Genomic DNA, 13,145 nt, shown 5'->3' on the forward strand with positions numbered 1-13,145 from the left:
TATGAAAAAAGCAGATATAAAGCTCCATGTAGAGCTAGATGATAGTAATGTTCCGGACAAAATAATTTGGAGCTCAACCGATGGTGAGAATACTGAAGAACTACCTGCAAAGGCTATGTTTTTAGCTTTATGGGATAGCCAATTTAAAAACTCCTTACGTATCGATTTGTGGACTAAAGATATGCCTTATGATGAGATGAAAAGGTTTTTCTATGAAACCCTACAAACCATGGGCGATTCATTCCTGAGGGCATCTGGAGGTGATCCTATGGCAGAAAAAGTCATCGCTGATTTAAGAGATTATTGTGCGCATTATGCCGATAAAATGGAAATTTTAGAACAACAAAATTAATTATTAGCTCCGCGATTGATAAAGCATGAATTATTTTTTAGTAAAGTCTGAACCTTTTAAATACAGTTGGGATCAATTTAATAGAGATGGCCAAACCTTTTGGGATGGTGTTAGAAATTATCAAGCTAGAAATAACTTGAAAGCTATGAAAGTTGGCGATTTAGTATTGTTTTATCATAGTAATGAAGGAAAAGAAGTGGTCGGTATTTGTAAAGTGGTCCAAGAATTTTATCAAGATCCGACAACCGAAGACGAGCGATGGGTAGTGGTGGATTTAGCACCTGTGGAGACCTTTAAAAAAGCCGTTAATTTAGAAACCATAAAGGCTGATCCATTATTGCAGGATATAGCTTTAGTTAGGCAGGGAAGGTTATCCGTGATGCCTTTAAAACCCGAAGAGTTTGATCGATTGGTTGAACTTGGTAACTCCTAACTTTAAGACCTATTTGAAACTCCCAATTTGGGAGTTTTTTTTTGTTCCCTCATTTTAATGAATCAGTGACATGCACTACAGCGTTATTCACTCATTGTATACGCTGAATTATATCGAATTGAAATATATTTAAGATTAAGTATATTTAGAAATCAATTATTCAAACTATATGATAAAGGCGGTAATTTTAGATGACGAAGTTCGAGGAAGCATGTTATTGCAATACAAGCTAGCAGAATATAGTGATTTAATTCAGGTGGATGCGGTATTTAACGATGCTGTAGAAGCCTTAGAAAAAATCCCCCAAATGCATATTGATGTTCTTTTTCTGGATGTAGAGATGCCTATTTTCAATGGCTTTGAACTCTTAGAAAGGTTAGGACAATTTGATTTCGAGGTGATATTTGTAACCGCATACAATATTTATACGTTGGATGCATTAAAAGCGAATGCGCTAGATTATTTGTTAAAACCCGTCGATCCATTGGAGTTAAAAAAAGCGGTCGATAAATTAATCAAACAAACAGGCGTGAAAGAGCGACTTAAAAAAGTCGATCTGCAAGAAATTAAGGTGAATGCTATCCGTATTGCCTTACCTACTGCTGAAGGTATTCATTTGGTTAAACGCAAAGAGATTCTACGGATTGAAGCCATGAGCAATTACAGTGTTTTCTTCTTAACTAATCTTTCCAAAATAATTGTTTCCAAAACTTTAAAAGAATTTGAACAACAATTAGATCATTCTAACTTTCTGAGAATCAATAGAAGTATTATTGTTAATTTAGATTATATTGTAAAATACAAAAAGGGCGATGGTGGCCAAGTAGAAATGGTCGATGGTACCGAGATCGAGGTTTCCTCTTCCAAAAAGGCGCAGCTTATCGAAAAGTTATTTTCAACATAATAAACCTTGTCTTGAAACAGCTGATTTTCTTCATTGCTTTATTTCTGGTTTCCGTCCTGAGTGTTCGAGGGCAAGATAAAATCTACAATTTTGTTCATCTGACCGAAAAAGATGGGCTATCGAGTAATCAGATTAGTGGCTTAGCTATGGATCAAGATGGGTTGTTATGGATTAGTGGTAAACGGGGCTTATCGTATTATGATGGTTTGCGATTTGTCGATGTCAACGAGAATCAAGAGGTGGAGATGCTGTCCAATTATTTGGGTAAAATAGCTATTGATCAAAAAAATCGGATATGGATTACCACCAATAATAGGGGATTATTATGTTTTGATCGTCGTAAGCCATTAGCTGGAGCCGTCAAATCGTATTACGCTAACATATCGACCAGTGGATTAATTAAAACCGATTTATACGATGTAATAGTATCCAAATCGGGATTAATCTATTTTGGTGGACAAGAAACGGATTTACAATCTTTAGATCCTGAAACTGGTAAAATTCAACAAATCAACATTCCTGGAATATCCACAAACAGTTACCTCAGTATTTATAGCTTGAAAGAAGATGATCAAGGCAATATATGGATTGGAACTCGATACAATGGATTAATCTGTTATAACCCAATAAATAAAAAGGTCAAGCAGCTCGACTTCAAAAATCAAGGTGAAAATGCCGTTTCCAGTATTGCTTTTACACCTCAGCAAGTATTTGCGGGCTATTATGATCATGATTTAATTTCCTTTCTACCAGATTTTTCTCAAATCAATACCAGCTTATTAAATTGGTCTAAAAACGGCAAATTTTACGATAATTTTGCTTCAGCAATGGCCTATTGGCCTAAGGAAAATAAAGTTATTGTAGGGCACAATCAGCAAGGCGTTTTTACCTATGCTGTAAAAGATCAGCACCGGGAACATATCGGATGGGAAAAATTAATGCCAGAGCTACCCAAACCGTCGAGGATAAATGTTGTATTGCCTACAAGTGAGGGCTATTGGATAGGTAGTGAATCTGGCTTGTTTTATTATGCTCAGCGGTTAAATTTAGTTTCAAACCTGATTGAAAACAGCCAAGATGCTTCCGATCCCATTTTAAGCCTTATGAACTGGAATGAGGAAGTATGGTATCGAACAGCACATGCTTTTGGACAATTATCTCTCAACTACAAAGAACGCTTGTCTGCTTATTCATTGCAAGGGATTCAAGTGAGTAACGTCAGCATTGTGGGTTCGAGTTTGTATTTTTCCACCTTTGATCAAGGGGTTTTGACCTTTGAAAAGGGAAGTTCGGGCCTTCAGCCCTTAACCATTTATGGGCCTACGCATAACTTTGAGCTCGCAGATTGCAATTCAGTCGTTTTAGATAGCATTTCTGGTCAAGAATATTTATGGATAGGTTCCTGGAATTCCGGGGTATACCGATATGATCGAACGAAAAAAACAATCCAATTGTTCAACGTTGAGGATGGCTTACCGAACCACAAAGTGATTACGGTAGGTAAAGATCATGATGGGCAAATTTGGTTAGGGATGGATGGATTTGGTCTTGTACTCATTCAACAAAAAGAGGATCCAGTATTTAAACAGTATTTTCATGATTTAGTATCCAACTCTGGCCTGACTTCCAATACTATTTTTGCCTTCTATCGAGGTTCAAACCATCGGTTTTGGTTTAGTAATGGGAACTCAGGAATTGCTGAAATCATCAAAACTGACCAAGATTATAAATTCGAACAGTATCCTGATGGAAATCCTTATCCTTGGCTGTATCCTACCCGTATATTGGAACAAGGGGATCATTTGTGGATTAAAGCCTTGGATGGCACGATGTTATATGATTTAAATAATAAACAATTTATTCATCTGAATCCTGGCGATGGAATTTATCCACCCAAACAGATTGAAACTTTCCATTATTTTATCAAAGATCATCAATTACTGTGGTGTACCGACCATGGCATCATTTACGGAAATTTAAAGGATTTACCCTTTAAGAGAAAATTAACTGCGATTCCTACCGTTAGTAAATTGAGCATATTACATAAAAATCAATCCTACCGATTAAATCAAGATAAGCTGATCTTAAATGCCGATGAAAGTAATTTTTCATTATCCTTTTCCAGTATGGAGCAATCCGTTAGTAAGCAATTAAAATTTGCGTACCAACTACAGGGCTATGATAATGATTGGGTTATCGCAACGACAGAACAACAAGCGCATTATAATAACCTAAATGCAGGTAGCTACGTTTTTAAAGTTAAGGTCGGCGATAAATTTGGAAACTGGTCTGACCTAATTTATTCAAAACATATTACCCTCAAATCCTATTGGTATAACACCTGGTGGTTCAAAACATTACTCGTTTTAGTACTGCTGTCTTCCTTGATTCTCTTTTTTGTAAATCAAATTCATGGACAAAAGAAAGTCAATAAGTTGCAATTAAATTTCAATGAAAAACTGAAAGATGAATTGGAACTGAAAATGGAGAAAATTAAGGAACAGGATTTACAGATTGAAAGAGAAAAACAAGAGAAAATAGAAAAAGATTACAAACAAAAGTTGTACGAAAGCGAATTAAAAGCCATTCGTTCCCAAATGAATCCTCATTTTATTTTCAATATTTTAAATTCTATAGAGGCTTATGTTGTTGAAAACGATAGTAAAAATGCGAGTAATTTAATTCAGAAATTTTCTACCCTTACGCGAATCGTATTGGAAAATTCTCAATTTTCGATGGTTACCATTCAGTCAGAATTGCAATTGGTTCAACTCTATTTGGAATTAGAGCAATTACGTTTCAATCAAGCTTTTCATTTTACTGTAGAATTAGACCCTAAATTAGCGTTAGATGAAATAAAAATTCCATCCATGTTAATACAACCTTTAGTGGAAAATGCCATTCATCATGGTGTCCGACATTTGATTCAGAAAAAAGGGGAAATAAAAATCTTAGTGCAGGGTGTCGCTGAACAGCTGTATATTCAAATCTACGATAATGGGGTAGGGTTCAACTACAATGCAAAGAAAACTATGAAATCGTTCAAAACAACCTCTTTCGGAATTAAGGGAATTCAAGAACGAATCCACATGATCAATAGCCATTTTAAGGAACCCGTGGCCTATCTGAAATTCTCCGAAGAGCAATTGCCTGAACAGTATAATACTTTAGTCACGATTGTCTTGCCATTGCTTATCGACAGACCTTTTACCAATTCTATGAATTAAAGGCTAACGAACAGGTTAAATACCGTTCTTATGTTGAAATAACGAGACTAAATTTTGAATTTCAGTCGCTTGTTCCGGCTTTAATTTACCGGCCAATAACAGACGCAATTCTCTGCGCTGCAAAGCTTCTTCAAATAAGACTTTTTCAATTTCTGTTTCAGGAACCAAAGGGGATATTGCTTTTGGTTTATTGTTTTCATCGATGGAAACAAAGGTATAATAAGCTTCATTTGACTTAACTTTTGTACCTAAAGGTAGATTCTGAGCGAATATTTCCATTCTAACCTCCACGGATGTATTGAAAGCTCTCGTTACCTGAGCTTCAATGGTCACTACTTCCCCTAGTTTAATCGAACGTTTAAACGATACATTATCCACAGAAACAGTAACTACCTGATTTTTACAATGTTTTTGAGCAGACATGGCCGAACATATATCCATCCAATACAATAATCGTCCCCCCATGAGATTTCCGAACGTATTCGTATCATTGGGAAGCACTAATTCGTTCATTTCGGTATAGGATTCTTTGGCGTATTTTTCTTGCATGATTATCTATTAAGGGTAGTCATTTGTTCTTGTATATAGGGCAAGGAAGCTCTAAATCCGGTTGGAATAAAGCCTAACTCTTGTTTAGCTTTTGTTAAAATAAAACCTGTCTTTTGCGGTCTATTTTCTGCTTGTCCAAGCTCTTTGGCATGAATTGATGAGATTAAGCTTTTATCCAATTGCCAAAAATCAGCTACTTCATATACGGCCTCCAAAATACTGAACATCTGCTCACCAGCGATATGGAATATCCCTTCCGCATTTTTTTCCACTGCCAGTATACAGGCTTTTGCCAAATCATCGACCCAAGTTGGCATCCGCCATTGGTCATCGACCACTTGAATAGCTTCACCTTGGCTCAATTTGTTCTTTGCCCATAAAACCAGATTAGATCGGTTCTGATCGGCAATAATGCCATAAACTAAGATTGTTCTTAAAATGGCATAGGACCCTGCATGAGCTTGAATTTTTTGTTCTGCCGCCCATTTGCTTTGCCCATAGGCATTACAGGGTTGTGGTTCTGCCAACTCATCATAAGGGCCATTTTTTCCATCAAAGACAAAGTCGGTGGAAAGAAAGGTAAAGTGAATTTGGTTTTTTTTACAAATGGAAGCGATAAAATCAACGGCGTCCACATTAATTTGTTGACACAAGTCTGCTTGTTGCTCACAGACTTCCACACTAGTGATTGCGGCTGTATGAATGATATGGCTGGGTTTGAAATCTTCAATGAGGGCTGCTATCTTATCAAAATCCAATAGGTTAATTTGTTCAAAACGATAACCCTTTTGGTTTGGATTTTTATTGGCCGATTGCGAGGTACAACACAGTTCATAGGCGCCAGATAAGACCATCAAATCCGTCAGCTTTTGACCTAAAAAGCCATTAGATCCTGTTATTAAGATTCTTTTCTTTTGCATTAATTCGTCCATTGAAAGTCCATTTTTGGCTGTTTCATTGAATTATCCAAAACTTCGATTTCTATTTTTAATATAGACATCATTGCCTCATAATCTATTAAATGTTCATCATCGGTAGGCATGTGGTAGTCTGGATGCCCTCCGGTATGAAAAAAGAGTACTGGTATATTTTTGCGGTAAAAGGAAGTCTGATCGGATCCTCCATTGCCATCTTTACTCGTAAAGAACTTAATGTCACTATGTATTCCTTCAAATATTTTGGGAAATAAAGAACTGGTTCCATAGCCTATGATCGCTAAACCATTTTCAGGTTGATAACGTCCGATCATATCCATGTTGAGCATCCAATGAATAGTAGGTAGAGGTATGGTTGGATTTTCCGTGAAGTACTTCGAACCTAAAAGCCCCAATTCTTCCGCACAAAAGCCAATAAATAAGATATTATAAGCTTCTTTTATTTTATTTGAGGAATAGTGGCGAGCGAGTTCCAACAAACCTGCTACCCCTGAAGCATTATCATCTGCACCATTATGTATTTTACCTAGTCCTAGGGAGTCTTTAGACCCACCGATATGTCCCTGACCTAAATGGTCATAATGCGCCCCTATAACTATGGTATATTTAGCGCCATTATCTAAAAAACCAATGATGTTTTCGGCTTGCCGCTCTGGTGTAAGGTTTTTTACTCGAGTTATTTTTGCTGTAAAAGCCTGTCGGTATCCTTGTGTTCCTTTAGGAACTAAACCGTATTTTTTGAAATGCTTTTCAATATAATCTGCCGATTTTTGTGCGCCCGATGTCCCTGTTTCCCTTCCTAATAGCTTATCTTTAGAAAGAAAGCTAATGTGTTTTTTCAGCTGGGTGGATTTTATTTGTCCAAATGCAGGAAGAATAAATAGCCACGCAGCTATTAGGCATAGTAACGAGCGTGTGTTGTGATTAAATTTCATGTCCAATAAGTTGTAAGATAAATGGATGTGAAATCTAGACTAAAAAAGGAAAAATCTTAATCTTCTACGATTTCACTATGTACATGGTTTTTCTCAATATGTTCTTCTTTAAAATAGCGTTTTTGGAAGATTAATATTAAAAATACACCAATGGAAATTGCGGAATCTGCAACATTGAAAATTGGGCTAAAAAATTGAAAGGTTTCTCCTCCCCAGATGGGAAGCCAAGTCGGAAATGTTCCATTGATTAAAGGAAAATGGAGCATATCTACGACATAACCATGTAAGAATGTGGCATAGCCAGGTCCATCCGGAAATAATACGGCTTTCTGATAGGGGGTACTCTCGGTAAAAATAAGCCCATAAAAGGCACTATCCAAAATATTTCCGAGTGCTCCCGCAAATATTAGAGCCACATTTAGGATAAAGCCGCGGTTGTACTTATTTTTAATCATGTAATGCAAACCGTAACCAATGCCTATCACAGCAATAATTCGGAATATGCTTAAAAATAATTTTCCATATTCTCCGCCAAATTCCATACCCAAGGCCATTCCCGGATTTTCGATAAAGTGAATTAAAAATTTATCGCCAAATACTTTAAAATATTGGCCGATAGTCATATTCATCTTGACCCAAAATTTGGAAATCTGATCAATCAGTAATACAATGGTAATAAGTAATAGGGGCTTAGAATATCCTTTCATATATCATAAAAAATGGTCCTTGTGCGAGCAAAGACCATTCATCTAAAAATTTCGCTTAATATTGTTTGTTTTTCGCCTCAATACTCAACGTGGTATGAGGTACTGCTTTTAATCGTTCTTTTTGAATGAGTTTGCCAGTCTCTCTACAAATACCGTATGTTTTGTTTTCAATACGGACCAATGCAGCTTCCAAATTGTCAATAAATTTCTTTTGACGTGCAGCTAATTGGTTGATTTGTTCTTTTTCCAAAGTCGCTGACCCATCTTCTAAGGTTTTGTATGTACCTGCTGTATCATCGGTTCCGTTCGCATTGCTATTGCTAAGAGATTTCGTTAATGATGATAGCTCTTCTCTAGCAACCCGTAACTTCTCAAGAATTATTGCTTTAAACTCTTGTAACTCAGTGTCACTGTACCTGGTTTTCTCTGTGTTTCCCATACTTTAAATTTTTTCTAATTGTAGCAATAAATTCTCTTCTCCAATTTCAATTTGATCTCCAAATGCCAGTTTATCCTCAAATTGGAGGCTGTTCGCCAAAATTTCAGTACAAATATACGACAAATTATTCTCTACAGCTTGTTGAATTTCAGTATTTTGACTTACTGTAACGTTTATCCTGTCTGTTACCTCAAAACCCTTTTCTTTTCTCAGGTTTTGGATACGATTAATTAATTCTCGTGCTATTCCTTCTTCCTTCAATTCATGGCTGATTTGGATGTCTAATGCTACTGTAAGCTTACCCATATTTGCAACTTGCCAACCGGCCATATCTTCCGCGATAATTTCTACATCCTCTAAGCTAATGTTGTATGGACAATTCGCCAGCGTTAGAATACCATCTTGTTCAAGGGCATTGATTTGTTGACTATCCATTGCTTGAATAGCTGCAGCAACCACTTTCATATCCTTACCAACTTTCGAGCCAAGTACTTTAAAATTGGGTTTTACTTTCTTTTTAATTATCCCTGTCGTATCTGTAATGAAAGAAATATCTTTAATATTGGTTTCCGATAAAATTAAATCTTTGACCTTTTCTACTTTCTCTTGAAAAGCGTTGTCTAAAACCGGAACCAATATTTTCGCCAAAGGTTGTCTCACGTTGATTCCCGTTTTTTTACGAAGGGACAGCGTTAAGGATGATATGTCTTGGGCTAGGGACATGCGTTCTTCCAAAGCCAGATTCACTAATGATTCGTGGTAGGTTGGGAAGTCAGCTAAATGTACCGATTCAAAAGTTTCTTTTTGTGTTGCCGCATTTAAATCCAAATACAATTGATCTGCAAAGAATGGAGATATCGGTGCTATCAATTTGGAAATAGTATCCAAACAGGTGTATAGGGTTTGATAAGCTGAAATTTTATCATTGCTGTATTCACCTTTCCAGAAACGTCTACGACACAAGCGTACATACCAGTTACTCAAATGCTCATCCACAAAATTTTGAATGGCGCGAGCAGCTTTTGTAGGCTCATAGTCTGCATAAAAGGCATCCACTTCCTTACTCAAACTATTTAACAAAGAAATAATCCATTGATCTATTTCTGGTCTATCTTGAATGGCAATATCAGGCTCTGCGTACGAAAATTTATCAATATTTGCGTAGAGTGCAAAAAAGGCATAGGTATTGTAAAGCGTGCCGAAAAACTTGCGTCTTACCTCATCTAATCCCTCTTCATTGAATTTTAAATTATCCCAAGGAGAAGCATTGCTGATCATATACCAGCGAGTTGCATCTGCCGAGTATTTTTCAATCGTAGCAAATGGATCCACACCATTCCCTAGGCGCTTGGACATTTTGTTGCCATTCTTGTCTAATACCAGGCCGTTGGAAACTACATTTTTAAACGCTATGGATCCTTTTACCATGGTAGAAATCGCGTGTAATGTAAAAAACCAGCCCCTTGTTTGATCAACTCCTTCTGCGATGAAATCTGCAGGGAATGCAGAAAAATACGCGTCTTTAAATGGCAGTTGTTCACCCTTGGCTAATTTAGCGTAATCTAATCCCCATTGCGCATAAGGCATCGCTCCAGAATCAAACCAAACATCAATCAAATCGGGTTCACGATACAATTTTTGTCCTGCTTCGGATACCAAAATTATATCATCTACATATGGTCTATGCAGATCCAATTGTTCAGTGCCGAATTTATCCAAGTAAGATTGGTTGATCTCTTTTTCATGAGCAGTTAAGACATCTGATTGGATAGATTGTTCCAAATAACTTTTCAATTCGGGCATCGAACCGATACAAATCTCTTCGTTCTCATCTTCACTACGCCAAATCGGTAAGGGAGTTCCCCAATACCGAGAACGGGACAAATTCCAGTCTACTAAATTTTCTAACCAATTACCGAATCTACCGGAACCTGTAGCTTCTGGCTTCCAGTTAATGGTTTTATTTAAAGCAACCAATTCTTCTTTCATTGCCGTTGTACGAATAAACCAGCTATCCAATGGATAGTATAAAACTGGTTTGTCCGTGCGCCAACAATGTGGATAGGTGTGCTCGTATTTCTTAACGTCAAAGGCTTTGTTTTCTTCCTTTAATTTGATGGCAATTAATACATCCGTCGGGCGAAAGTCTTTGTCAGCACGCTCTTCCGCAGAGTAATATTCTTCTTTTACAAAGCGACCCGCAAAGTCTGTGATTTCATGGACAAAACGGCCCGTTTTATCTACGGTAGGAACATCCTTACCGTTTTCATCTTTCACCAAAATAGCAGGAACACCATGTTCTTTCGCTACACGGAAGTCATCTGCACCGTAAGTTGGAGCTGCATGCACGATACCTGTACCGTCTTCAGTGGTTACAAAATCGCCATTAATTACACGAAATGCTTTTTCTATAAGCTCTGCTGAACTAATGTAAGGTAGCAATTGATGATACCGCAATCCGGCTAATTCCTGGCCTTTAAATTCAGTAGCAACTTCCCATGGAATCGTTTTGTCGCCTAATTTATAATCCTGAAAAGATGCATCCTGACCTTCTGCTTTAAAATGTTTACTTATAAGGTTTTTGGCAAGAATTACAGAGACCGGCTCGCCAGTATATTGATTGAAGGTTTTTACTTTTACATAATCAATGTTTTTTCCGACTACCAAAGCAGAATTACTAGGTAATGTCCAAGGAGTTGTCGTCCATGCAATGAATGCGACATCTTCCGAAGAACTTTCTACCAATGCATCCATCATGGGATGAATTTGTTGCTTATCCAACCTGAATTCCGCAACAATAGTTGTGTCTTTTACATCTTTGTAGGTGCCAGGTTGATTAAGCTCATGCGAACTTAAACCTGTTCCTGCTGCAGGAGAATAGGGTTGGATGGTATAGCCCTTATATAAAAGACCTTTTTTGTACAAGTCTTTTAATAGAAACCACAAGGTTTCTATATATTCGTTTTGATAAGTAATGTATGGGTCTTCTAAATCAACCCAATAGCCCATTTTTTGGGTTAGGTCATTCCATACATCAGTGTATTTCATCACTTCCCTACGGCAAGCGTCATTGTACTCTTCAACCGATATTTTTTTACCAATATCTTCTTTCGTAATTCCTAAGGTTTTTTCAACAGCCAATTCGATTGGTAGACCATGAGTGTCCCAACCACCTTTACGTTTTACCTGAAATCCTTTAAGCGTTTTATACCTACAGAAAATATCTTTAATCGATCTAGCCATTACATGGTGAATCCCAGGCATACCATTTGCTGATGGAGGACCTTCGTAAAAGGTATATGGTTTATTGGCTGGACGGTTGGAAATACTTTTAGCAAAGATATTGGACGACTCCCATCTTTTTAACACTTCTTTGCCTATTTCTGGTAAATTTAACTGCTTATATTCCTTATACATCACGTGTTCGAATTCTATTTTTAAAGGTCGCTAATTTAATCATTTTAAAGTTAAGCTGAAATAGCAAACCGCGCAGTTTGGAATTATTTTATAGGATTAGGTTTTGCTCTGTGTCTGAAAAAATGATGCTCTTTAACGCATCTTAGTCGGATCTCCTTCGGTCATCAGACGGATATTACTTGGAAAAATCCGATAGAGATCCGAAGGAGGTTCGTTAGAAATACTAGGAAGCTTTAAATGAAGTCGGTTTGAGGGGAATGATGGAGTAGGCAAATGATGGATCTATTGGGGAAGTTTATTTTTATTCGATAAATATCTTTATCTAATAAGTTTTGAGTGTTGATTGTTTAATCTTTAATCAATATATTACTATTTAAGATTGGATCGAGTAGTGATTTATGTAAAATGTTGCTGAAAATAAAATGAGTTGACTTAAATTTAGGAGCTATAGATTGTTATACGATTAACTATGAACTTGAAACAAGTCGATAATGTAAATGTATATGAGGATATTCGATTGGATACAATCGATGGTGTCATTGATTTCAAAAATTTTTGGGCAAAAGAGTTTCAATACGGTCAGGAGTTGTTCTTTTACTTTCATAGATTAGAAGATTTGACAGATCAAAAAGAACTAGACGAAATAGAGAAAGATCTATTGCAGATATTTAATGAGGACAATATTTATATTATCATTTATTTAGATAAATCATGGTTTACTTATTTGTTTAAATATGAGTATAAGTTTGGAACTGAAAATTTGTTGCTAAAATTTTGGAGATATTTTTACGGAATGGATATCATTATTCCAAATATAAATGTGAGTTTTAAAGAAGTATGTGAATATTTTTATTTACATCGTGAAAACGATATTTATTTAAGAAGTTTTAAAGCAAATGGATATGCAAAGACCGTGTATATAAAGGGCTTAGGTGGGGATTATCTCATAAAGAATAAATGAATATGGACTTCAATTAATTTAAGTTTTAGATAGCTCGGGCTAATAATTTGGCAATGAAAAGATTGATTCAGGAATTCAATAGGATCCTTATTTATTACAGATAAACTATATTTATTAGGGTTACGATATTTTAAGATCATTAGATACAACAAAAGCAGGTTTTACCTGCTTTTATTGTGTTTTATAAAAATGATTTTGAGTAACAAATCCTTGATAAACGGCTGTTGATTTAACTTATGCCGAGAAGCTACTTCCGCAACCACAGGTACTCGTTGCATTAGGATTG

General features: G+C 36.4%; 11 protein-coding genes. 5 read left to right on the top strand and 6 right to left on the bottom strand.

The window, feature by feature from the left end:
- The first annotated feature begins 1 nt into the window (after position 1).
- The 4 genes from gldC to ACFRAE_RS15290 all read left to right on the top strand — a co-directional run bounded on the left by gldC (position 2) and on the right by ACFRAE_RS15290 (position 4,916).
- A complete protein-coding gene (gene gldC, locus ACFRAE_RS15275) occupies positions 2–352 on the top strand; it encodes a gliding motility protein GldC (RefSeq protein ID WP_422798036.1) in 351 nt (116 codons plus the stop codon).
- Between the two features lie 25 nt (positions 353–377).
- Positions 378–785 carry an EVE domain-containing protein gene (locus ACFRAE_RS15280; protein WP_422798037.1) on the top strand — a complete coding sequence of 136 codons (408 nt, stop codon included), beginning with the start codon at positions 378–380 and terminating at the stop codon, positions 783–785.
- Between the two features lie 169 nt (positions 786–954).
- A complete protein-coding gene (locus tag ACFRAE_RS15285) occupies positions 955–1,689 on the top strand; it encodes a LytR/AlgR family response regulator transcription factor (RefSeq protein WP_422798038.1) in 735 nt (244 codons plus the stop codon).
- An 11-nt stretch (positions 1,690–1,700) separates the two neighbouring features.
- Positions 1,701–4,916 (top strand): histidine kinase, encoded by a 3,216-nt coding sequence (locus ACFRAE_RS15290; protein ID WP_422798039.1) that lies wholly within the window; start codon positions 1,701–1,703, stop codon positions 4,914–4,916.
- 15 nt (positions 4,917–4,931) lie between these two features.
- Here the strand turns inward: ACFRAE_RS15290 and ACFRAE_RS15295 are convergent, their stop codons facing one another.
- Genes ACFRAE_RS15295 through ileS form a run of 6 tightly spaced genes read right to left on the bottom strand, consistent with a single transcriptional unit; the run spans position 4,932 to position 11,898 of the window.
- Positions 4,932–5,465, bottom strand: coding sequence for an acyl-CoA thioesterase (locus tag ACFRAE_RS15295; RefSeq protein WP_422798040.1), 534 nt, complete (start codon positions 5,463–5,465; stop codon positions 4,932–4,934).
- 2 nt (positions 5,466–5,467) lie between these two features.
- On the bottom strand, positions 5,468–6,397 hold the full coding sequence (locus ACFRAE_RS15300) for an SDR family oxidoreductase (protein ID WP_422798041.1): 930 nt from the start codon (positions 6,395–6,397) through the stop codon (positions 5,468–5,470).
- Entirely contained in the window at positions 6,385–7,335 is a 951-nt protein-coding gene (locus tag ACFRAE_RS15305; protein ID WP_422798042.1) for a M20/M25/M40 family metallo-hydrolase, read from the bottom strand. The genes ACFRAE_RS15300 and ACFRAE_RS15305 overlap by 13 nt, the downstream gene beginning before the upstream one ends.
- Positions 7,336–7,391: 56 nt before the next feature.
- Positions 7,392–8,042, bottom strand: coding sequence for a lipoprotein signal peptidase (locus ACFRAE_RS15310; RefSeq protein ID WP_422798043.1), 651 nt, complete (start codon positions 8,040–8,042; stop codon positions 7,392–7,394).
- A gap of 55 nt (positions 8,043–8,097) precedes the next feature.
- Positions 8,098–8,481 (bottom strand): TraR/DksA family transcriptional regulator, encoded by a 384-nt coding sequence (locus tag ACFRAE_RS15315; RefSeq protein WP_422798044.1) that lies wholly within the window; start codon positions 8,479–8,481, stop codon positions 8,098–8,100.
- A 3-nt stretch (positions 8,482–8,484) separates the two neighbouring features.
- On the bottom strand, positions 8,485–11,898 hold the full coding sequence (gene ileS / locus ACFRAE_RS15320) for an isoleucine--tRNA ligase (RefSeq protein ID WP_422798048.1): 3,414 nt from the start codon (positions 11,896–11,898) through the stop codon (positions 8,485–8,487).
- 469 nt (positions 11,899–12,367) lie between these two features.
- Between ileS and ACFRAE_RS15325 the strand changes: the two genes are divergently transcribed.
- Positions 12,368–12,859 (top strand): hypothetical protein, encoded by a 492-nt coding sequence (locus ACFRAE_RS15325; RefSeq protein WP_422798045.1) that lies wholly within the window; start codon positions 12,368–12,370, stop codon positions 12,857–12,859.
- Positions 12,860–13,145: the final 286 nt, after the last annotated feature.

The organism is Sphingobacterium sp. HJSM2_6, from assembly GCF_049316305.1.
Classification (GTDB): domain Bacteria; phylum Bacteroidota; class Bacteroidia; order Sphingobacteriales; family Sphingobacteriaceae; genus Sphingobacterium.